This window comes from Neobacillus rhizosphaerae (genome assembly GCF_050477885.1).
Lineage (GTDB): Bacteria > Bacillota > Bacilli > Bacillales > Cytobacillaceae > Neobacillus > Neobacillus rhizosphaerae_A.
Window position 1 is genome coordinate 1 of record NZ_JBCNAC010000162.1, and the last position, 22681, is coordinate 22681.

Sequence of the window (22681 nt, forward strand, 5' to 3'; positions counted from 1 at the left end):
TAAGAGATAAAGAGTCCGACTGGTAAATAGAAGAAGTTTCAAATGCCAGTGGTAAGGTGGTCTGGCTACTAAAGGACAGGGACTTTTGTATGCTTAAGTTCGACTAAGTCTTCCTGCGCTCCGCTCAATAGACCAGTCTTGTTGATCTAGGATGCCACAGGCACTTGCGTTTTTCTTATTAGTGATTAAAAAAAGTTTATTAGAAGTGTTCATTCTTTTTTGGGGCTCGGCTACAATAGTACTATACATACTAAATTTCAGGATTGAAATGGAGGAAGGAATCATGAAATCTAACGTTAATACAAGTGAATTGATTGAGAAAACTGAGAAATATGGTGCAAATAACTATCATCCACTTCCAATTGTCATATCATTCGCAGAAGGTGTTTGGGTAGAAGACCCAGAAGGCAACAAATACATGGACATGCTTAGTGCCTATTCTGCCGTAAACCAGGGGCATCGTCATCCAAAAATCATTCAAGCATTAAAGGACCAGGCAGACAAGGTGACATTAACCTCACGTGCCTTCCATAATGACCAGCTTGGCCCATGGTATGAAAAAGTAAGCCAATTAACGAATAAAGAAATGGTCCTTCCAATGAATACGGGGGCTGAAGCTGTTGAGACGGCTGTAAAGGCAGCTCGCCGCTGGAGCTATGATGTGAAGGGGATTGCCGAAGATCAAGCAGAAATTATTGCTTGTGCAGGAAACTTTCACGGAAGAACAATGACTGCAGTTTCATTATCTTCTGATCCTGAATATAAACGTGGATTTGGTCCAATGCTTCCAGGAATTAAGCTCATTCCTTATGGGGATTTAGATGCCTTAAAAGCAGCCATTACTCCAAATACTGCTGCATTCTTAATTGAACCGATTCAAGGAGAAGCTGGCATTGTCATTCCACCTGAAGGGTTTATCAAGCAAGCAATGGACCTTTGTAAGAAAAATAATGTGCTTTTTATAGCAGATGAAATTCAAGCGGGACTAGCACGTACGGGTAAAATGTTTGCATGTGAATGGGAAGGCATTGAACCGGACATGTATATTCTTGGCAAGGCACTTGGGGGTGGTGTATTCCCAATTTCCTGTGTCGTTGCCAATAAGGATATCTTGGGAGTATTTAATCCAGGTTCACATGGTTCTACTTTTGGAGGAAATCCAATGGCTTGTGCGGTTTCTGTTGCAGCCTTAGATGTGTTGGTTGAAGAACAGCTTGCACAAAAATCACTAGAGCTTGGAGAATATTTTATTAGCAAATTAAAAGAGATTAAGAATCCTAAAATAAAGGATGTTCGTGGAAGAGGATTGTTCATCGGCGTGGAATTAACAGAAGCGGCTCGCCCATATTGTGAACAATTAAAGGATTTTGGACTTTTATGCAAAGAGACTCATGACACAGTTATTCGTTTTGCACCGCCACTTGTCATTACAAAAGAAGAGCTAGATTGGGCAATTGAGCGGATTGTCAAAGTATTAGCGTAAGATTAACAAAATAGGGGTGAAAAAATGGGGACTAATGATGGAGATGGAATGGAAAAGGAAATAATAAACCTTCTTTCATCAACGCAGATTGTTATTCATGATGCATTAAAAAAGCTTGGCTTTAATCAAGAAGTGTTTCATTTATTGGAAGAACCTTTAAGAACCATGACCGTACGAATTCCCATTCGTATGGATGATGGTTCGACAAAAGTTTTTACAGGCTTCCGTGCCCAGCATAATGATGCAGTTGGACCGACAATGGGCGGTGTCCGCTTTCACCACATGATAAGCGAACATGAAGTCAAGGCATTATCCATGTGGATGAGCTTGAAATGTGGGATTGCTGACTTACCCTTTGGTGGGGGGAAGGGCGGTATTGTATGTAACCCAAGGACCATGTCATCTGGAGAACTTGAACGTTTAAGCCGTGGATATGTTCGTGCAATCAGCCAAATCGTTGGGCCAACTAAGGATATACCTGCACCAGATATGTATACAAATTCGCAAGTTATGGCCTGGATGATGGATGAATACAGCCGTCTCCGCCAATTCGACTCTCCAGGCTTTATAACGGGGAAACCGCTCGTGCTTGGAGGATCTGAAGGTCGGGAAAAAGCAGGGGCAAAGGGTGTAACTATTTGTACTGAAGAAGCAGCAAAAAAACTAGGGATCCCCATTAAGGGTGCCCGGGTTATTATCCAAGGATTTGGAAATGCAGGTAGTTTTATTGCGAAATTTCTTCATGATTTAGGTGCCAGGATTATTGGAATCTCAGATGTCTATGGCGCACTTTATAATCCTGACGGCCTACCAATTCAATATTTATTAGACCGTCGCGATAGCTTTGGTACAATAACTACCCTTTTTGAGGGCGTGATTACCAATCAAGAACTGCTTGAACAAGAATGTGATATTTTAATACCTGCAGCTGTCTCGAATCAAATTACTGCTGAAAATGCTCATAATATTAAAGCGAAGATTGTGGTGGAAGCTGCAAATGGACCTACTTCCTTTGAAGCAACAAAAATACTAACCAAGCGTAATATTATGCTTGTACCTGATGTACTTGCAGGTGCGGGGGGTGTTACCGTTTCCTATTTTGAGTGGGTTCAAAATAATCAAGGATATTATTGGAGTGAGGAAGAGGTTGAGATCAGATTGAGGGAAAGGGTCATCCGTTCCTTCCATGATATTTATGAGCTTGCCATAGCACGGAATATTAATATGCGTTTAGCGGCTTATATGGTGGGCGTTAGAAAAATGGCAGAGGCATCCTTATTTAGAGGATGGATATAAAAAACCTTGCAGTCTCTTTTGAGACGCAAGGTTTTTTTTGTATCAATTTACACTCGATCAGTTTCTGGCTCTCTTACACGCTCTTCGTTTGGTTTAAAAAGAAGACCAAGGTTGATCAATCCAGCAATACCAACTAAACCATAGATAATTCTAGAGAGGGCAGAATCTTGGCCACCGAAGATGGAAGCAACAAGATCAAATTGAAAGAAGCCAATTAAGCCCCAATTAATGGCGCCAATAATAGTAAGAACTAGTGCGATTCGTTGAATAGAACTCATGGTTCATCCTCCTTTAGGATTGTTTCTGGTATAGTTTGATTCAATATTTGCTTTACTATGCGTCTAAAAAAAATAAAATCCTTATTTTTGCAAAAAGGGAGATAATAATTAATAATGTTTAATGAAAAGGAGAGTGCATACGATGGAAAATTTTACATTTTGGAATCCTACAAAGCTAATTTTCGGTAAGGGGCAACTCGAACAATTAAAAAAGGAAATTCCTGTATACGGAAAAAAAGTATTGATCGTTTATGGCGGTGGCAGTATTAAAAAGAGCGGGCTATACGATAAGGTACAAGCGCTTTTACAAGAAATAGGTGCAGAGGTATTTGAACTTTCTGGGGTCGAACCAAATCCACGTATTTCAACTGCACGAAAAGGCGTAGAAATATGTAAAAAAGAAGGAATTGAATTCCTTTTAGCGGTAGGTGGAGGAAGTGTAATCGACTGTACAAAGCTAATAGCTGCAGGGGCAAAGTATGACGGAGACGCATGGGATATAGTGATTAAAAAGGCGTTTGCTCGTGAGGCACTTCCATTTGGAACAGTATTGACCCTCGCAGCAACTGGTTCAGAAATGAACGCAGGATCAGTTATTACAAATTGGGAAACCAATGAAAAATATGGATGGGGTAGTCCCGTTACTTTCCCTAAATTTTCTATTCTAGATCCTGTTCATACGTATACAGTTCCAAAGAATCAAACGATTTATGGAATAGTTGATATGATGTCACATGTTCTTGAACATTACTTCCATCTTGAAGAAAACACGGACTTTCAAGATCGTATGTGTGAATCATTGCTCTTAACTATTATGGAGACTGCGCCGAAATTATTAGCAGACCTTGAAAATTACGATTATCGAGCGACCATTCTCTACAGCGGTACGATGGCATTAAACGGCATCTTGAACATGGGCTATCGAGGAGATTGGGCAACTCACAATCTAGAACATGCAGTATCAGCTGTTTATGATATTCCACATGGAGGAGGTTTAGCTATCCTTTTCCCTCATTGGATGAAACATAACCTAGCTGTAAAACCAGAGCGCTTTAAGCAATTAGCTGTAAGAGTATTTGGCGTGAACCCTGAAGGAAAGACTGCCGAGGAAGCAGGACTTGAGGGAATTCAAAAATTACGTGAATTCTGGAGTAGCATTGAAGCCCCAGCACGTTTAGCTGACTACGATATAGATGATAGCAAGCTGGATTTAATGGCTGACCGGGCAATGGCAAACGGTGAGTTCGGTAATTTTAAGAAATTAAATAGAGAAGACACTTTAGCTATTTATCGTGCTTCATTATAATTTTTTAGAGACTCGGGCATAAATTGTTCGAGTCTCTTTTCTTTGATTTCGTCACTAAATGACAACATTTTTAAAACTGTCGAAAATGGGTACGCTTACAAGAGGGGACCTTCCTTGATTATCCGCTCATCATTGGTTAAAGTGGTTATTGAAAAATAAATTAATGGAGGATCATACATGACACACGTTCGTTTTGATTACTCAAAAGCACTTACTTTTTTTGGGGAACATGAACTTACATACCTGCGCGATGCAGTGAAAGTAGCACACCATTCTTTACATGAGAAAACGGGAGCAGGCAATGACTTTTTAGGATGGATTGACCTGCCAACAAATTATGATAAAGAAGAGTTTTCTCGTATTCAGAAATCTGCTGAGAAAATTAAAAGCGATTCCGATGTCTTACTTGTGATTGGGATTGGCGGATCTTATCTTGGCGCAAGAGCAGCCATTGAAATGTTGCAACATAGCTTTTATAATGCTTTAGCAAAGGAACAACGTAAAACTCCACAAATCATCTTTGTAGGTAACAATATTAGTTCCACTTATATGAGAGATTTAATGGATCTTCTTGAAGGAAAAGATTTTTCTATCAATGTGATTTCTAAGTCTGGAACAACAACAGAACCAGCGATCGCCTTCCGTATCTTCCGCAAGCTTCTTGAGGAAAAGTACGGTGTAGAAGAAGCACGCAAAAGAATTTATGCGACAACTGATAAAGCAAGAGGGGCGTTAAAAACCCTGGCGACAGAAGAAGGCTATGAAACCTTTGTGATTGCTGATGATATCGGAGGTCGCTACTCAGTTTTAACCGCTGTAGGGCTTCTTCCAATTGCGGTAAGTGGCGCTAATATTGAGAGAATGATGGAGGGGGCAGCAGAAGCACAAGAAGACTTTGGTCATTCAGAGCTAGAAGAGAATCCAGCTTATCAATATGCAGCCGTTAGAAATGCCCTCTACAACAAAGGTAAAACCATTGAAATGCTGATTAATTATGAGCCAGGCCTTCAGTATTTCTCTGAATGGTGGAAGCAACTGTTTGGAGAAAGTGAAGGAAAAGATCAAAAGGGAATCTTCCCATCTTCAGCTAATTTCTCAACAGATCTTCACTCACTTGGACAATATGTTCAAGAAGGACGCCGCGATTTATTTGAAACCATTATTAAGGTTGATAAGCCACGTCATGAGTTGAAAATTGAAGCTATTGACAATGATTTGGACGGTCTTAATTATTTGGCTGGACAAACTGTAGATTTTGTTAATAATAAAGCATTTGAAGGAACAATGCTTGCACATACAGACGGAGGCGTACCAAACCTCATTGTCTCTATCCCTGCAATGGATGAGTATACATTTGGATACCTTGTGTATTTCTTTGAAAAAGCTTGTGCGATGAGCGGTTATCTTTTAGGTGTAAATCCATTTGATCAGCCGGGTGTTGAAGCTTATAAAGTGAACATGTTCGCCCTATTAGGCAAGCCGGGATTTGAAGAGAAAAAGGCAGAATTAGAAAAACGGTTGAAATAATGTAGAAAAAGAGTGCTGATGCTTAAAGCGTCAGCACTCTTTTGTTATGAAACAATGTAGTTTGGAGAAACTAACCCTAATGACTAAAGGGGGTAAAATATATGATTGAATTACCATCAAAGGTAGAAGGGCTTCAGTTTGATTTATATAAGCTGGAACAAAAATTAAAGCCAATTGGCTATTCAATTGGCGGCAACTGGGATTATGATCATGGTGCTTTTGATTATAAGTTAAATGATGAAGAGGGTTACCAATTTTTAAGGCTGCCATTTTCAGCAGTAGACGGACAGCTTGATGCCAGGAACTGTACTGTTGAATTAGGGCGCCCGTTTCTGTTGTCCCATTTATACGAAGGAAATCTAGACAATGATGCGTCTACAGGAACCTTTTCAGGTTCAATTAATCAATTTCAGGATCCAATTGATAAGGATGCCAGCTTCCCTGAAAAATATATAGAAAATGGTAAGGATCTTGTTTCCGAATTAGAGATGTTACTTTTACCCGATTAAACTTATTTAAAGGTTAATAATTCATCGTTTTTCTCAATTGAAATGGAGTGGGAAGGATTCAACAGGGTTTCTTCCCCTCTTTTTACTCCAATTAAGAGGAGCCCTTTTAACAGTAATTCTTCGCAGCATTCTCCGAACGTTTTTCCAATATATGCTTCATCGACCGGATGGGAGGATAATCTTCTTTCCTGTAGCTGATGTACCACATTTGATAACAACCCATCTCCATTGGAATGAAGGCTATTAATCATAAAGACACTTGTTAGTTTATTGGATTGAATGACTTCGTCTGCGCCAGCGCGTAACGCATTAATGACTTGTTCTGCTGTTAATATTTCCACGATGCATTTGACTTGGGAGCAGAGGCCTTTAATCGTAAGTAACGTTAATATGCTATTCATATCAGCCTGAAGTTCTTCACTTCCCCGATCTGCCGTAATCAGGACCTTCTCAGCCTTCTCGATATCACTTTTAATAATCGTTTCATCGACATGTCCTTTCCCTTGAATAAAATGAACGTATCTTGAATGGACTGGGTTTGTCTCAAGGGTATCATCAATTAGGACGATCATTTGTGGGAATTGAATCAATTTATTAATCAACTCTTTTGATCGTTCATTCCAGCCGATAATAACAATGTGTCCGTTTCCTTTAAAGGGGATTTTTCCTTCGGACAAGGCATCTTGTTTAGTCACAGCAGCGGCTGCTAAGGTTCCAAAATAGGAGGAAACAAATCCGACACCTAGTAATATCAAAATTAACGCAGTAATCCTGCCTAAAATAGAATGTGGAACATAATCGCCATAGCCAACTGTAGAGGCAGTGATAATAGCCCACCATATTCCGTCAAAAACCGTAGGAAAGGTTTGAGGTTCTAACAAGTGAATGGAAACTCCAAATGTTAGAAAGACAAGGATGGCTATGAATAGAATACGAATAAGGAGCGGCATTCGTAAAAAACTGATATAAACTCTGTTCGGCACATATTTCACCTCCCTTGGATAGTATCTATTATTATCCAAAAAGGCTCATCTCATTATTATTGAGAGATAGAAAGAGGCTGACTCCAACGAGTCAGCCCCCATAGCATGAATCGTTACTGAGCATCTTCGACTCGATAACTTAACATGATATAAGCATATTTTGACTTTTTATTTCTTTCTTCTTCTGAAAGCTTTGGCAGACTGGAATCATCGAAGGATCCTTGCTTCTCATTTTCTTCGCGAATCGACCGCATCATTCGACCATGTGAGGTTTCCCATTCTCTGCCTGTCAGGGTGGGCAAACTAATCATTAAATTTACTTGCTTATCAAAATCTGATTTTCCTTTTTTTAACTCGGATTGAAGGAGCTTCAAGCCAGGCTCAAGAAGTTTCATGATTTCCTCCATGACTGAATCATGATGTTCTCTTAATAATGCCTCATCTAATTCAAATCTTTTTCCTGCTACTTTAGTTCTTTGATAGTATTTTTCAATTAAATTCCCATGCTGCCGGGTCTCCACCAATTCTAGTAATCCTGCATCCTCCAGCTTTTTTACATGATAATATAGCCGAGATTGTTTTTCATTTAATTCCTCGGCAATTTGACTGACGGTCACTGGTTTGCTAGCAATGTCAAGAATACTTCTTTTTCTTACATCTAACATCATTTTTGCGATTTCAATATCATCTATTTTATCCACAAAACGTACCTCCAAGATTAATTAACGGCAGCAGGCTTCTTTGCTTTTCGGACAGTGTCTGCGTCACTATATTCCGAAAGGCTCCTATATCCCTTCAGTAATGGCATCAATATCGCAACAACGACCAGAAGGGCACCTGAGAATGCAGTACCATACAATACACCAATTTCTCTAGAAAGCCAACCGCCCACTAAAATTCCAACAATAGAAGAGGTGCTGGCTGTTATTCCTAATAAAGAGGAACCTCTTCCTCTAAAAGCAGCAGGTGTCACTTTTAAAAATAAGCTGCTCAACGGGACATTTAAAAAGGCATTTAATACACCTACCATTATACTCCAAATATAGACAGGCAGGAGGCCAAATTGTAAACGGAAGCTGTCAACAGGGATGATAACCACCATCCAAAGTCCAATGACAGCAGTACCTGCTAAAAAAATAGTACTTGGACTCATGCGCTTGAGTGCAAATGGTGCGGCAAAGCCTGCACCGAATATAACACCTACAGCAGTAGCTGCTTCAATAAATCCAAAATGGAAGGCGGATACATGGAACTGATTGGTGAGAACGGCAATAAGGTTGGTGTTCAATATTCCGCATACAAGTGTAATAGGAATCAATAGGATCAGCAAAAAACGTAATGCCGGCATGCCAATGACCTCTTTAACCCCTGATTGAATAGCCATGAAATAGGATTCTTTAACGGTATCAGTTAAATGTTTCATTCTACCAAGATTTCGGAGTGTAAGGATGAAGATAGCGGACAGACCAAAGGTAACCGCATCAATGGCAAAAATAAAATTATAATTGTTTGTCATCATCAATAAGGCACCAACAGAAGGACCAATGATATCCATGGCCGCTCTTGTTGATTGTGACAGAGAGATGGCCTGCTGAATATTTTCTTCACCAACTAAGTCCGGTATGGATGAGGAGCGGGCAGGGTCAAAGAGGGCAGAACCAAGCCCTTGAAGAGCAATAAGTAGGATCAGGGCTAAGGCAGAATGGTGGAAAGGAATCATTAATAGTACGATGACCATCCGATATACATCGGCCCCCACCATTAACCATCTACGATTGTATTTATCAGCTAATGGACCTAAGAAAATACCAAAAAAGGCCGTCGGCAGAAGCTGGGCAAAAATGACTAAACCGATGGCAAAAGGATCCTTTGTTAAGGTGGCTACCAAGTAAACAATGGCGATTCGTGTAAATCCATCGCCCAATTGCGATATAATCTGACCTAACCAAAACCGAAAATAGGCCCGGTTACTAAGAATCTTCAACATATTGATGATCATCCTTCCAAAATATATTTTACCGTTAAAAAATTTTTTAATGATTAATTTTATTTTAGTGGGTTTTTTACAATATGTAAATAATGGAAAACGTCTATTTTTGTCGATATGTGAGAGTAAAGGAATAATTTTCATCGTAGAAGCAAAATTTAAAACGGAAGTTCTCTTTGTGAAGAAGGTTTTGAGGTGTAGAAGAGTGGTTAATGAAACGAAAAAGGAGCAGGGATTCATACTCTTTGCTTTACTAGTTCTAGTGATCTATCTCTCTCCGCTATTTATTTTACAGGAAAATGCCCATATCCGAGTTCATGATAATTTAGATTCAAACCTGGCCTGGTACAAGGTGCTTGCGAGGAGCGGGGAAATGTTTGGTGCAGTTGATGCAACCATTCCTCAGATAATCAATGGGCAGTTACAGAGAAATGCTTTTGGGACAGAATACAGCATCATCGTTTGGTTGTATGCACTTTTCCCAACAATGATTGCATATGCGCTCAGTCAGACCTTAACAAGAGTGGTAGCTTTTATCGGGATGTATTTATTGTTAAAAAAACATTTCTTACCAGGTGGAAAATGGCTGGAGCTGCAGATTGGCTGTGCACTTGCGTTTGCCTTAACACCATTTTGGCCGTCAGGGATGCTAAGCACTTTAGGGATGCCCTTGGCATTGTGGGCTTTCTTAAACATTCGAGCAGGGACAGGCACCTGGAAGGATTATCTTGTCCTTACGTTATTGCCCTTGTATGCTAGCATTGTTTTGGGCTTCTTCTTTTTTCTAAGTGCGATGGGGATTTTCTGGCTGGTAGATGGTATACGTGGGAAGGGATGGAATCTGCGTTTTTTGACCGCTATAGCTTATATGACTGCTATATTTATGCTCGTGGAATACCGCCTCGTTTTTTCTTTTTTATATACTGCTGAGCCGAATAGTCGTGATGAATATTTTCATGCCCACTTGTCTTTTTGGAGAACAGTCAGGCTGACCTTAAAGAATTACACGCTTGGACACACTCATGTCATGACTGTACATACATTATTTATTCTTCCTGCGACGTTTATCGCTATCTATTTTATTTTTAGAAAAAAGCTTTGGAAGCAGGAAAAGCTGTTTGTGTTTTTATTTGCATTAAATATTCTGCTATCTATCTGGTATGCCTTTTGGTTTTATGAAGGATGGGTTCCATTAACCAACCGATTTCATTTTATGAATACCTTTAATTTTGCACGCTATCATTTTTTAAGACCGCTCGTCATTTATAGTGGGTTTGCTCTTGCCTTAAAAATCATCGCCTTACAGGGGGAAAGTTGGGCCAAAACAGCAAAGTGGTTACTTGTCTTACAACTACTTTTTTTAGGATTATTTAATGATGAAATTATTTATCAACAGAAGCCAACAGTGCAAGAGTTTTTCGCTGAGGATTTGTTTAAGGATATTAAAGAACATATAGGTTTAAGGCAGGAAGAATACCGCGTGGCAAGTATTGGAATCCATCCTGCCATCTCTCAGTATAATGGATTTTACACGATTGATACCTATAATAATTTTTATCCTTTAAGCTATAAACACCAGTTTAGAAAAATAATTGAAAAGGAATTAGTGAAAAATAAAACCATTCGTAAATACTTTGACCAATGGGGCGGTCGCTGTTATCTGTTTACAGCGCAGCTTGGAAAAAGATATATGATAAAAAAGGATTCAAAGCGGCATTTGAAACATTTGCAGTTAAATACAGAAGTGTTTAAAGAGATGGGCGGCAGGTACATCCTTTCAGCTTTACCGATCGATAATGCTGAGGAAAATCACCTTTCATTGGATAGAGTGTTTGTTTCAAAGACATCGGCATGGAAGATTTACTTATACAAGACTTTGTAGACACCGGGGGTTTTGAACAGATGATGGAACCAGTTCTTACTATTGTAGTACCATGCTATAACGAAGAAGAGGTCTTACCTGATACCATTGATCAACTTCAGTGGCTGTTAAAAGATCTGATAAACGATGAACTTGTTTCAAAACAAAGTAAAATTTTGTTTGTTGATGATGGAAGTAAGGATCTTACTTGGGAGTTAATTTATAAAGAAGGTCTCCGGAGCGATTATGTCCGAGGGTTAAAATTATCAAGAAATGTCGGGCATCAAAATGCACTGCTTGCTGGGTTATTTGCCGCCAACGAGCTTTCTGATTGTGTTGTTTCCATTGACGCTGATTTACAGGATGATATTCAAGTGATCCGTGAATTTATTAATAAGTTTCAAGAAGGTATTGATATTGTTTATGGTGTACGTAAAGGAAGGGATTCAGATACCTTTTTTAAAAGAAGTACCGCGCAAGGATTCTATAAGTTAATGAAAAAGATGGGGGTAGACCTCGTCTATAATCATGCTGATTTTCGTTTAATGAGCAAACGGGCTATAGAAGAGCTTGAACGCTTTAAGGAAGTGAATATGTTTTTGCGGGGAGTCGTGCCACTACTGGGGTTTAAATCAGATGTCGTTTATTATGATCGGTTAGAAAGGCAGGCCGGTGAAACAAAATACCCGTTAAAAAAAATGCTGGGCTTTGCCTTTGATGGAATCACCTCCTTTTCGGTGTCGCCCATCCGGTTTGTGTTATTGACTGGATGTATTTCCTTTTTCATGAGTCTCTTATTTGGAGGGTACTTTTTAACTCTTAAATTTTTTGGTCATACAACCATGGGATGGACATCGTTAATTACATCTATCTGGTTAATTGGTGGATTGCAATTAATCGCAATCGGACTGATTGGTGAATATGTCGGGAAAATTTATAAAGAAGCCAAACAGCGACCAAAATATATCGTTGATATCGATTCCTTTAATCTCCCCAAACCAAGGCACCATTTAGTTAATCAAACCAAAGAAGATGAGGTATTTAATTTTGATTTCAGAAAAGTATCTGATACCAACTAATCACTCACTTGTCCGTTTTTTGCTTGTGGGGGTGGTGAATACAGGTATTGGTTTGGCCATTATGTTTTTGTTGCTTAATGTTGTCGGAGCCAGTTATTGGTTCTCCACATTTACTGGAAATGCGGTCGGTGCTTGTGTTAGCTTCTTATTAAATAGGGCCTTTACGTTTAAAAGTACGGTTTCCTATCACAAAGGGCTGCCCCGATTTATCATTGTTATATTACTATGTTATTTTAGCTCCTATTTTCTTAGTGGAAAAATGGGGGAATGGATCGGCCAAAATTTTATCATTAGTCCTGAAGTGGTGAAAAACGTGTCTGTTCTTCTAGGCAGTGTGTTTTATACCATCTGCAATTATCTAGGACAAAAATACTTGGTTTTTTCAACTAGAACCAGCTAATAAGAGCTTTTCATATAAAGGCTAACAGTTTCACTTTTAAGGTGCAAAAAAGGATTTTGGGTAGCCAATCAAGGCAATAGGCGACCGTAATTGGGGAACAAGAGAATTTTGGGTAGCCAATCAAGATGTTAAAACCGCAATAAGTCTTGATATTATTACAAAAAACACACTGAGATTTCATATGTGAAATCCAGTGTGTTTTTGTCGTTATTTGTTTGTTTGCACCTCTAAAGGGAACCCGTTATAAACGTAGGCTCTTTTTTATATTTTTTGTGGTACAACCCTCCCTTGCTGAATAAAAATGGGTAGACAGGCTTTTTATGTTCAAAATTAGGGAGAGATAAAAATGAATGTATTCTTAAGCTATATCTTATTGGGATTGTCGCTTGCTGCTCCCATTGGACCGATTAATGCGGCACAGATTGATAGGGGAATAAGAAATGGCTTTATGCACTCATGGCTTATTGGAGTGGGGGCCGTTATCGCTGATGGAGTGTATATGCTTGTTGTTTACATAGGCGTGGTTCAGTTTTTGGAGACAGCTTTTATGCAAACTTTTCTTTGGTGTTTTGGCTGTTTTGTTCTCATGTATACAGGCATTGAAACCTTCATGAGTGCGGGGAAAATTAACCTTGAGCATACGAGGGGAAATGAACCTCTTTTAAAGTCCTTTGTTTCTGGTTTCTTGATGTCCATATCAAATCCCCTAACGATTTTGTTTTGGCTGGGTATATACGGTTCTGTCCTTGCGAAGACAGCGGAAACCTATGACCGCAGCGAGTTGATTCTTTACAGCAGTGCCATTTTTATCGGACTGTTACTTTGGGATATAACGATGGCAGGGGTGGCCAGCAGTTTTCGAAAGTTCCTGACCTCCAAATTATTAGTGAGTATTTCTCTTCTTTCTGGGGTGTCCTTAATCGGTTTTGGTATTTACTTCGGCATGCAGGCATTTCAGGTGTTATTTGGATAATAGTAAAAGCCAGCGAATGTTCGCTGGCTTTTATGCTGTTGGCCAAGGCTTAAGAACTTTCTTTTTACTTTTCTTTTTTTCTTTATTCCATTTAAATTGCATAATAAAAGTGATGACACCTATAACGCATAAAAAGGCTAAGCTGATAAAAAATCCTGGCCTGCTAGTCTCATGGAATAGGGTTCCGGTGACAGCAACTAAAATAAAAAGCGCACCAATAGAATAGAATATTTTATCCTTTACCTTCAATTCCAAGATTTTTCTTGAGGAAGCTAAAATGAAGATCCAATTATATAGAAGCATTAAGCTTGCGGCTGTTGTAATATATTCGTAAATTTTATCTGGCATTACCAATGCTGCCACAATCGAGGCAGTAATCCCAATCATGGTTATCAGTAATGTAAATAGAGGAACCTTTAATTTCCCTTTTTTAGAAAAACATGCTGGCGCATCTCCTTCCTCTCCTAAGGTCATAAGAACACTGGTAACCCCATAAAGTGAAGCGGTCATAGTTGAAAAACCAGCAATAATTAACGCAGCATTAAAGAAGTGAGGCACAAACGAAAGGTGATAGGTATCTAAGGCAACGACAAAGGGACTTTCTTTTGTATTAAATTCCTTCCACGGAACCATCAGAACAGCCAGACCGATAGAAAGAACATAAATAAAGGTGAGCATAAAAAGCATCACTTTTCCGGCTTTCGGTGCCTCGTCGGGATTTTTTAAATTGGTTGCCATTAATCCTAAGATTTCTATGCCTCCGAATGCGTAGAAGGCAAAAATGACGGCAGACCATAAACCTTTTAACCCATGAGGAATTAAATCCTTCTGGCTATCAGGATAAGAAATTGGTCGGTCACCGTCGATTACACCAAAAATTGCTAAAGCTGCAATAATGACAAACATTAAGATGGCAGAAATTTTTAAAATGGCCAGAACGTTTTCCATTTTATTTAAAAGGCCTATTCCAATAAGAATGACAGTTATCCCCAGAACACCGTATATGGTGGCAAAAATCCATAAAGGTATTTTAGGAAACCAAAAGCGAGAAAAAATCGACAAAGCCGTCATTTGGCTTCCCATAATGAGTACTTCTGAACTCCAATACACCCAGCCACTGCTAAAGCCTGCCCATCGACCGTAGGCTTTTTTTGCATAGGATCTAAAACCGCCTTTAAGCGGCTCCTTAGATGTCATTTTAGACAGAGCATCAAATACAAAGTAGGTTCCAATGGCAGCAAGGACAAATGCAATTAAGATGGATGGTCCCGTCATCTTTATGGCTAAGCTTGAACCAAGGAAAAAACCAGTACCAATTGTGCAGCCAACTCCAAAGAGAGAAAGCTGCCACCATTTCATATTGCTTTGTTCCCCTTCCGTCGATTTAGCTTTACTCATTGAAGGTCACGGCCAGTTGCTCCTGGCGATTTATCGGTATTGTCTTGGTTATTATATTCAGGGTCATTTAAACCAGGTTTTTGATCCCTGTCAGAACCTAGATATTCCCCTTCGTGTTTTTGTTGAACACTTCTAAATTTACGAAAGTTTTCATTTACCATAAAAAATCTCCTCTTTCTCTTCATTTATATCCCTTAAGATGCGCCTGAAGGCAAATCTTATTCGAATTCCCTGAAGCATTACAAATTGAATTTTGCTGGAATTAAATTTTTGTTACATAATCAAACGCGAAACAAATGAAAATATAAAGTATAAATGTTTGTTGAAATTAGATTTACTTGCGCTTTTCATGAAAGGAGTTTATCTCATGTTATCTACACAGCAGTTAGCTGAGTTGCGGTTACAATTATTGCAGGAAAAGAATGATGTGGAAGAACATTTAGAACAAAATGATCATCTCGGGTTGGAAAGAGGTCATTTTCATGAGTCAATGGGGGAATTGTCCAGTTATGATAATCATCCTGCTGATGAAGGGACCGAGCTATATGAACGTGAAAAGGATCTTGCTTTAAATGAACATTATGAGCTCCAACTAAGGAATATTAACCACGCTCTTGAAGCGATGGAAAACGGAACCTACGGAAAATGTGAAGTATGCGGTAGTGAGATACCAATCGAGCGTTTAGAAGCTTTGCCAAACACTACTTATTGTATTGAACATAGTCCAGACCAAATCGTTTCTCACAATCGTCCGGTTGAAGAAGGGGTATTGATGCCGGATTTCGGAAAGTTTGATATGGATGAAAAGGATGAAAATGTCGCTTTTGACGCAGAAGACTCCTGGCAGACAGTTGCCCAGTGGGGAACATCCGAAACACCATCAGACCTGGCCTTTCCAAAGGATAATTACCAGGATATTTACGAAGAAGCAAACGAAAATGTGGGATATGTAGAAGACTTCGAAAATTTCGTTGGTACTGATATGTATGGAAAGAATATAACGGTTTATCCTAATCCACAGCATGAGCAATACGAAAATGCGCTGGACGAAGAGGGAATCATGACCAGTTTCGGTGATTTACCAGCATATGAACATGATCCATATGTGGATGACGACAAATAAACTGAAGTTCAAAAAAAGAAAACAGCTTTCGATTGAGAGCTGTTTTCTCTGATTTTTACTTTTCGTCTTTAGCGGTATCCTGCCCATTTGCGTCATCACTGACGGCACCAACTTCGCCTTCCATATAGGTATCGCTCACTTGTTCATGTGTGGTTGCAAGGCCAGATGAAAGGGCATCCCCTTTTTGATAATCGCTTGTATCAAAAACTCGACCTGCGATTTCTGCACTTTTGTTATTCGTACTCTTTTTTTCCAAATGAACCACTCCTTCATTAAATTTGGTACAACGGTATTTTTTCCCTTTTTACTCATGTATTACACATAAAAAAATAAATCTCTAAGGAGTGAAATAAAATGAATAAAAAAAACGAATTCCCTACACGAGAAGAATTAGATGAAGCGTTTCATTTTCTTCACGACCAAATTAATAAAATAACAGTGGTTGAGGAAGTCGAAATGTTGAAAGATGAGCAAGAAAATCTTAAAGGATAAAGTTAAAAAGGTGGTTTAGTATGGAAATGAGAGAAACCTTGGCTAAAAAGATAGCCTGGATCAGTGTAATCAGCAATATTATCCTAACGGTAGGGAAAATTGCCATCGGGTGGTATGGAAATAGTGATGCCGTCTTTGCTGATGGGATTCATTCCGCTGCCGATGTTTTTGCTTCCATTATTGTACTGTTGGTGATTAAAATAGCGAATAAACCTGCAGACCTTGAACACCCATATGGACATGGGAAAGCTGAGGTTATTGTGTCGGGTATTATAGGAATCTTACTCTTCCTTGTAGCTATATATGTCGTTTACGAGGGAATCAGCGGCTTTTTTCATGAAGTGGAGTCACCGAGTTTACTGGCCATGTGGGTTGCCTTATTTTCTTACATTACCAAGATTATTTTATACAGGAGTTCACTTAAGGTTGCTAAGCAGCATAATAGTAAAGCGATTGAAGCCATTGCGTTTGACCATAAAGCAGATATTGTGGCATCCATCGCTGCGGCTATAGGGGTCCTACTTTCCATAATTGGGGAACGTATGGATATTCACTTCTTACTTTATGGGGATAAGGCCGCAAGTATTTTTGTGGCCTACTTAATTTTTAAGATTGCTAAGGAAATGTTAATGGAAGCATTTGATATCTTATTAGAGCGTAATATTAATACAGAAACATTGCAGGAGTACATCGAAGTGATTAAACATTTTGAAGAGGTTAGACGGATTGATCGCATAAGAGCAAGAGAGCATGGACATTATGTATTGGTTGATTTACGTATCTCCATTGATCATTTTAAAACAATTAAGCAAGGCCATGATCTCGCCAAAACCATTAAACAAAAGCTTATGAATCAATTTGATAACATTCATGAAGTGCTGATTCACTTAAATCCGTATTTTCCAGAAGATAAATAAAAAAACTCCTTTGTACTTTTCAGCGTTAGGGTTTATGATAGGAAAGGATATAAAAAGTTAGAGGGAGTTGATATTGTTGAGTTATTCCGTTGACCCGGACCCAAGTAGGCGAGGGGAAGTCAATGTCTTTGAATGGATTGAATTGAATAATAGCAAGAATATCAACTCTGGAAAAGGTTGTTGGCTTCCTCAAAACAAGTAGGCGAGGAGGTTTTTGCATGTTAGAAATTTTTAAAAGTACGGAAACAAAAGTCTTGGAAAAAGTTGATGTGATTTCAAAAGGCTGCTGGGTTAATATGTATGCTCCGACAGCAGAAGAAATCAATCGAGTTTCTACTGATGCCCAAGTAGACGTTGATATCCTAAAAGATGCATTGGATGATGAAGAACGTCCAAGGATTGAACGCGATGACGGCAGAGTATATATCATCGTCGATTTTCCCTATATCGTTAAAGATGAAACAGGATATGAAGGGTATGAGACCATCCCAATTGGCATTATCCTAACGGATGAATGCATTATCACTGTTTCATTGAAGGATACACCGATTTTAGAGGAATTTAAGAGAAACAGAGTTAAAGAGTTTTTTACCTTTAAGAAGACCCGCTTCGCTCTGCAAATCTTGTTTGTTATTTCATCGTATTATCTTCGATACTTAAAACAAATTAACAAGAAAACCAATGAAATTGAACGAGTCGTTCACCAGTCATTGAAGAATAAAGAACTATATGCCTTTCTAGCTTTAGAAAAAAGTTTGGTTTATTTTACGACTTCGTTAAAATCCAATAAGGTCGTACTCGATAAAATCCTGCGCTTCAATTATTTAAAAATGTATGAAGAGGACAAGGATTTATTAGAAGACGTGATTATTGAAAAAACACAGGCGATTGAAATGGCCGAAACCTACCGCTCAATCTTGAGTGGAATGATGAACGCTTTTGCATCGATTATATCTAATAATTTGAACATCGTTATGAAGTTCTTAACCTCCATTACGATCATATTAGCCTTGCCAACGATGGTAGCAAGCTTTTATGGAATGAACGTAGACATTCCGTTTCAACATATTCGTCATCCCTATGTCATTCCACTTTCTATCTCGGTCTTTTTTGCAAGCTTAACTGCATTTATTTTTTGGAAAAAGAAATATTTCTAGATTGCCAGCCATTTATTGGGCTGGCTTTTTATTTTTTCTGAGTCCTTTTGATTAAAAATCAAAAATTTTCCCAACTTCCAGTAGGACTATTTGTCCATATATTTTCAGAAAAATCAAAATATAATTAAGAAGCAGAGAGTTTGCTGTAAATATATTTTGAGAGGAGTTTCTTGATGAAGAGAAAGAAAGTTCTTGGGGCTACGTTAATGAGTGTGGTAATGGGGATTTCAATGTTCGCTACCGGGGCATTTGGTCAGCAAACAAATGGTAAGGAATCTTATCGGGTATTAATTCAGGGACCTGCCTCCGAAAAGGCAAAAGCAAAGGCGAATTATGGGGTTCGCTGGGACTTTGACAGCAAAGGGTTTACAACAACAGTCAATGCACAGCAATACGAGGCACTTTTACACAACAAAAACTTAACTATTGAAAAAGTTTCAGAGGTAAACGTAGGAACCATGAGAGAAGAAGCGGCAGCTAAACCAGGCGGAACAACAGGTGCAGTGCCTAGTGACCGAACACCATGGGGAATTCAAGCGATCTATAATGATTCTGCCATCGCAGCTACATCCGGCGGAAGTGGCATCACGGTAGCGGTCTTAGATACAGGTGTAAATAAAAACCATGCTGATCTAGCCAGCAACGTAAAACAATGTCAAGACTTTTCACAAACAAAAGTTTCATGGGTAGATGGGACCTGTTCAGATGGTAACGGACATGGAACACATGTATCGGGTACGGTGCTTGCTAACGGTGGAAGCACAGGTAAGGGAATTTACGGTGTGGCTCCAGAAGCAAACCTATGGTCATATAAAGTATTGAATGACCGTGGCAGCGGCTATTCTGATGATATTGCTGCAGCCATTAATAAAGTAGCAGATGAAGCTGTACGTACGGGTTCAAAAGTCATTATTTCTATGTCACTGGGTTCAAGCTCGAAGGATTCGCTGATTTCTAATGCGGTTGATTATGCCTATGGCAAAGGAGTACTTGTTGTCGCGGCTGCAGGTAATGACGGCCCTGGAGATAATACCATTGGATATCCTGGTGGATTAGTGAATGCGGTGGCAGTTGCAGCTTTAGAAAATGTACAGGAAAATGGCACGTATCGCGTAGCTGATTTTTCATCAAGAGGAAATCCGGCAACCGATGGCGACTATGTGATCCAAGAACGTGATGTTGAGGTTTCTGCACCTGGCAGAGCTATTGAATCAACATGGAAAGACGGTGGCTATAACACCATTAGTGGAACATCGATGGCTACTCCTCATGTATCTGGACTTGCGGCGAAGATTTGGTCAGCGAACCCATCATGGTCAGCCAGCCAGCTGCGTGCAGAACTGCAGAACAGAGCAAAATTATATGATATTAAAGGTGGAATCAGTGCAGCTACTGGTGATGATTACGCCTCAGGCTTCGGTTTCCCTAGAGTAAAATAATAATTATGGCCATCCAGACCTGCAGTCTGGGTGGTTTTTAAATTAATAATTCAATCTTTTAAAAATAATCTGAAAAATATCTGTAAAAAAAGTTACTATAGTAGTAAAATGGTAAAAAAAAGAAAGGCAAGCTGGTGGTTATATGGAATTTGGGGCATTAATTAAATTTTATCGAACTCAAAGAGGAATCACTCAAGCAGAGCTTGCAAAAGGGATTTGCTCTGTCCCGCATTTAAGCAAAATTGAGAACAACTCCAAAGAAGCGAATGAGGAAACGATTTCTCTATTATTAGAGAGGCTAGATATTGGTTTGGAAGAGATGGAAGAAAAGGAGGAACATATAAAAGTTCTATTAAGAGAACTTAATGCAAATATTAATTTCTATCTTAGGGAAGAAGTCGATGAAACCTATCAGAAGTTTAAAGAGATAGAACATATTATCCCTTTTTCAAAGCATATTTATAATTGCGAGTTATATAAATATAGGTACTTATTATTCAAAGGATTGTTTGCAGAAGCAGAGTCTCACCGGGACCTATTATACAAGCAAAAGAAGAATTTTTCCCAACATGAGGACTATTTATTTAGATACTTTAATGCGATATTCTTAATCTTAAGAGGTCAATTTAAAAATGCAGATTATATTTTGGATACCCTCTACACAGAGAATGATCATGAAACGACAAGTGGTGAATTCCTCTATCATCGGGCACTTGTTAAGAGCTCTCTTGAACAATCAGGTCATGCTATTCATTTTGGTAAAATGGCATTGCAAATTTTTATGAACCAGCATAACTTCTTACGTATTCTACATACACTTATGCTGTTAGGTATTAATTATACTCATTCAAAGATTTATGAAGAAGCAGAAGGATGTTTTCGGCATTTAATCCGTAACGCCGAATTATTAAGACAAGAGAAAATGCTTCCACAAATTTATCATAACATGGGCTATCTACAAAATAAGATGAAGAATGTGAAGGAAGCCCTATATTATTATGAGAAAAGTTTGGAGCTACAAACTAACTTTAATCAACACTATCTGGTTACTCTCTATTCAGTTGGAGAAATGCATTATTGTCTTAAAGATACGGATAAAGCAAAGGAATGTCTTCAGGAAGTAGCCTCTCTCTCAAAAGAGCTAGGGAATAAAAAATATAGGCTACTGGCAGATTTTTATCTATTTCATATGGCCTCACCGCAAAAAGCGTTTAAATACTTAGAAACAAAGGTAATACCTTATTTTGAAGAGGCAAATGAACATATAGATGACCTAACCCGTTTTTATAAAATGCTATCAGATTATTACAATGAAAACGGATTGGTTCATGAAGCAGTAAAATATTTAAATAAAATAACAGGAGGTATCCTATGAAAAAGTATATTGTACTTCTATTTTCAGTTTCAATGCTTGTTCTTTTTACAACAAATGCAGATGTAAAAAGTGAAAAGTTATCAAACCATGTAGCCTATTCTGATCCAAACGATCATCCAATTCAACCACCAGTTGGATGATTTCATTAAAAATCCCTGATCATTTCAGGGATTTTTTTATTTGTGGGAATGTATGTGCACCTGTAGGCAGACAATAGGATTAATTTCATGAATTTAAATAATGGTAAGAGAGGTGATGGAAATGAAAGAACAAGAAAATGACCGGAAAAGTATAGAGGAAGAGTGGGAGAAGAAGGCTATGCAAGAATTGTTTGGAATGGAACCAGAGATGAGTTTGCAATCAGCTCGATTTGCAACAACTGAAAATCCGCTCTTAACCGAATATCATATTGAGCGAAATGAAAATGAAGAATAGTTATTTTAGATCAAAAGAATGAATCCTACCTTTTAAGGGGTATCCTAAGAATATGTGATTTAATTCCAGTAGAAGGTTAAGGAGGACAAAATGAAATCATTTGTTGTTGGTTTTCATCAAGAAGATAACGTGGATTCAATGCAAATACAAAAGCTTAGTCAAGAGGAGTTTGAGAAGGCCACTGAGGGTGGAACAAGGCATTTATTTGAACTCGACACAAACATTGGACTTTTTGTATTTTTTGATGGAGCAGATAAAGATGCTAATCTATCCTATATGGTGCTGCAGTATGAAGAAGAAAACGAGGAGCCTTCTGCCTGCTATTCTTTCCAGCTGAAGGATTTCTACGAATTTATGGCGCTATACTTAAATGACATGGATTACGAGGAAGTTGAAGGGGAGGAGCAAGAATACGGAGCTATGCAGCACCTAGCTCATTTAATCTTCCATATCGTTGAAGAAGGTAGAGATTTGAAGGTTTAGGCAATAGATATCCGCAAAAATAAGTAAAGGGCGCCGATTTTGGCGTCCTTTTTTTGTTTTTTTAGAGTTTTTAGGTGTTTAAGTTGTTCTATTCGCGAATTAATTACTTTTATTCGCGAATTTAGGTTATTTATTCGCGAATTTTTAAAGGGTATTCGCGAATCTAGACGGTTTATTCGC

Annotated in this window: 25 protein-coding genes; 18 read left to right on the plus strand and 7 right to left on the minus strand. The window is 38.6% G+C overall.

Annotated features, from left to right (window positions below):
- The first annotated feature begins 283 nt into the window (after positions 1–283).
- Positions 284–1483, plus strand: coding sequence for an ornithine--oxo-acid transaminase (locus tag ABES03_RS21395; RefSeq protein WP_430120478.1), 1200 nt, complete (start codon positions 284–286; stop codon positions 1481–1483).
- A gap of 24 nt (positions 1484–1507) precedes the next feature.
- Positions 1508–2779 (plus strand): Glu/Leu/Phe/Val family dehydrogenase, encoded by a 1272-nt coding sequence (locus tag ABES03_RS21400; RefSeq protein ID WP_430120480.1) that lies wholly within the window; start codon positions 1508–1510, stop codon positions 2777–2779.
- Positions 2780–2826: 47 nt separating this feature from the next.
- Here ABES03_RS21400 and ABES03_RS21405 read toward each other — a convergent pair whose 3' ends face one another.
- Positions 2827–3057: a DUF378 domain-containing protein gene (locus tag ABES03_RS21405; protein ID WP_308082677.1), complete on the minus strand. Its 231-nt coding sequence runs from the start codon at positions 3055–3057 to the stop codon at positions 2827–2829.
- Positions 3058–3199: 142 nt separating this feature from the next.
- On the opposite strand from ABES03_RS21405, the gene ABES03_RS21410 reads away from it, so the two are divergent.
- The 3 genes from ABES03_RS21410 to ABES03_RS21420 all read left to right on the plus strand — a co-directional run bounded on the left by ABES03_RS21410 (position 3200) and on the right by ABES03_RS21420 (position 6399).
- Positions 3200–4363, plus strand: coding sequence for an iron-containing alcohol dehydrogenase (locus ABES03_RS21410; RefSeq protein ID WP_430120482.1), 1164 nt, complete (start codon positions 3200–3202; stop codon positions 4361–4363).
- A gap of 177 nt (positions 4364–4540) precedes the next feature.
- A complete protein-coding gene (locus ABES03_RS21415; RefSeq protein ID WP_430120484.1) occupies positions 4541–5890 on the plus strand; it encodes a glucose-6-phosphate isomerase in 1350 nt (449 codons plus the stop codon).
- A gap of 101 nt (positions 5891–5991) precedes the next feature.
- Positions 5992–6399 carry a YugN-like family protein gene (locus tag ABES03_RS21420; protein ID WP_430120486.1) on the plus strand — a complete coding sequence of 136 codons (408 nt, stop codon included), beginning with the start codon at positions 5992–5994 and terminating at the stop codon, positions 6397–6399.
- A 2-nt stretch (positions 6400–6401) separates the two neighbouring features.
- Here ABES03_RS21420 and ABES03_RS21425 read toward each other — a convergent pair whose 3' ends face one another.
- The 3 genes from ABES03_RS21425 to ABES03_RS21435 all read right to left on the minus strand — a co-directional run bounded on the left by ABES03_RS21425 (position 6402) and on the right by ABES03_RS21435 (position 9369).
- Positions 6402–7382: a potassium channel family protein gene (locus ABES03_RS21425; protein WP_430120488.1), complete on the minus strand. Its 981-nt coding sequence runs from the start codon at positions 7380–7382 to the stop codon at positions 6402–6404.
- A 113-nt stretch (positions 7383–7495) separates the two neighbouring features.
- Positions 7496–8083, minus strand: coding sequence for a helix-turn-helix domain-containing protein (locus tag ABES03_RS21430; RefSeq protein ID WP_430120490.1), 588 nt, complete (start codon positions 8081–8083; stop codon positions 7496–7498).
- A 17-nt stretch (positions 8084–8100) separates the two neighbouring features.
- Positions 8101–9369 carry an MFS transporter gene (locus ABES03_RS21435; RefSeq protein WP_430120492.1) on the minus strand — a complete coding sequence of 423 codons (1269 nt, stop codon included), beginning with the start codon at positions 9367–9369 and terminating at the stop codon, positions 8101–8103.
- Positions 9370–9574: 205 nt separating this feature from the next.
- On the opposite strand from ABES03_RS21435, the gene ABES03_RS21440 reads away from it, so the two are divergent.
- The 4 genes from ABES03_RS21440 to ABES03_RS21455 all read left to right on the plus strand — a co-directional run bounded on the left by ABES03_RS21440 (position 9575) and on the right by ABES03_RS21455 (position 13682).
- A complete protein-coding gene (locus tag ABES03_RS21440; protein ID WP_430120494.1) occupies positions 9575–11251 on the plus strand; it encodes a DUF6044 family protein in 1677 nt (558 codons plus the stop codon).
- 20 nt (positions 11252–11271) lie between these two features.
- Positions 11272–12309, plus strand: a complete 1038-nt coding sequence (locus ABES03_RS21445) for a glycosyltransferase family 2 protein (RefSeq protein ID WP_430120496.1) — start codon at positions 11272–11274, stop codon at positions 12307–12309.
- Positions 12278–12709, plus strand: a complete 432-nt coding sequence (locus ABES03_RS21450; RefSeq protein ID WP_430120498.1) for a GtrA family protein — start codon at positions 12278–12280, stop codon at positions 12707–12709. The genes ABES03_RS21445 and ABES03_RS21450 overlap by 32 nt, the downstream gene beginning before the upstream one ends.
- Before the next feature lie 346 nt (positions 12710–13055).
- Positions 13056–13682 carry a LysE family transporter gene (locus ABES03_RS21455; protein WP_430120500.1) on the plus strand — a complete coding sequence of 209 codons (627 nt, stop codon included), beginning with the start codon at positions 13056–13058 and terminating at the stop codon, positions 13680–13682.
- A gap of 30 nt (positions 13683–13712) precedes the next feature.
- Here ABES03_RS21455 and ABES03_RS21460 read toward each other — a convergent pair whose 3' ends face one another.
- Both ABES03_RS21460 and ABES03_RS21465 read right to left on the minus strand, forming a co-directional pair.
- Entirely contained in the window at positions 13713–15041 is a 1329-nt protein-coding gene (locus ABES03_RS21460; protein ID WP_430120502.1) for an amino acid permease, read from the minus strand.
- A 35-nt stretch (positions 15042–15076) separates the two neighbouring features.
- Positions 15077–15241 carry a hypothetical protein gene (locus ABES03_RS21465; protein ID WP_430120504.1) on the minus strand — a complete coding sequence of 55 codons (165 nt, stop codon included), beginning with the start codon at positions 15239–15241 and terminating at the stop codon, positions 15077–15079.
- A 206-nt stretch (positions 15242–15447) separates the two neighbouring features.
- On the opposite strand from ABES03_RS21465, the gene ABES03_RS21470 reads away from it, so the two are divergent.
- Positions 15448–16203, plus strand: coding sequence for a yteA family sporulation protein (locus tag ABES03_RS21470; RefSeq protein WP_430120506.1), 756 nt, complete (start codon positions 15448–15450; stop codon positions 16201–16203).
- Positions 16204–16258: 55 nt separating this feature from the next.
- Here ABES03_RS21470 and ABES03_RS21475 read toward each other — a convergent pair whose 3' ends face one another.
- A complete protein-coding gene (locus ABES03_RS21475; protein ID WP_430120508.1) occupies positions 16259–16459 on the minus strand; it encodes a YozQ family protein in 201 nt (66 codons plus the stop codon).
- Between the two features lie 98 nt (positions 16460–16557).
- Between ABES03_RS21475 and ABES03_RS21480 the strand changes: the two genes are divergently transcribed.
- The 8 genes from ABES03_RS21480 (at position 16558) to ABES03_RS21515 (ending at position 22501) form a co-directional block, all read left to right on the plus strand.
- Complete coding sequence (locus tag ABES03_RS21480) at positions 16558–16695, plus strand: hypothetical protein (protein ID WP_430120510.1); 138 nt, start codon at positions 16558–16560, stop codon at positions 16693–16695.
- Between the two features lie 20 nt (positions 16696–16715).
- On the plus strand, positions 16716–17612 hold the full coding sequence (locus ABES03_RS21485; protein WP_430120512.1) for a cation diffusion facilitator family transporter: 897 nt from the start codon (positions 16716–16718) through the stop codon (positions 17610–17612).
- 218 nt (positions 17613–17830) lie between these two features.
- Entirely contained in the window at positions 17831–18769 is a 939-nt protein-coding gene (locus tag ABES03_RS21490) for a magnesium transporter CorA family protein (RefSeq protein WP_430120514.1), read from the plus strand.
- A 173-nt stretch (positions 18770–18942) separates the two neighbouring features.
- Complete coding sequence (locus tag ABES03_RS21495) at positions 18943–20208, plus strand: S8 family peptidase (RefSeq protein WP_430120516.1); 1266 nt, start codon at positions 18943–18945, stop codon at positions 20206–20208.
- Positions 20209–20350: 142 nt separating this feature from the next.
- Positions 20351–21583 carry a tetratricopeptide repeat protein gene (locus ABES03_RS21500; RefSeq protein WP_430120518.1) on the plus strand — a complete coding sequence of 411 codons (1233 nt, stop codon included), beginning with the start codon at positions 20351–20353 and terminating at the stop codon, positions 21581–21583.
- Entirely contained in the window at positions 21580–21723 is a 144-nt protein-coding gene (locus ABES03_RS21505; RefSeq protein WP_430120520.1) for a hypothetical protein, read from the plus strand. The genes ABES03_RS21500 and ABES03_RS21505 overlap by 4 nt, the downstream gene beginning before the upstream one ends.
- 121 nt (positions 21724–21844) lie before the next feature.
- Positions 21845–22018 (plus strand): hypothetical protein, encoded by a 174-nt coding sequence (locus ABES03_RS21510; RefSeq protein WP_430120522.1) that lies wholly within the window; start codon positions 21845–21847, stop codon positions 22016–22018.
- Between the two features lie 90 nt (positions 22019–22108).
- Complete coding sequence (locus ABES03_RS21515) at positions 22109–22501, plus strand: cytosolic protein (RefSeq protein ID WP_430120524.1); 393 nt, start codon at positions 22109–22111, stop codon at positions 22499–22501.
- The last annotated feature ends 180 nt before the right edge of the window (positions 22502–22681 follow it).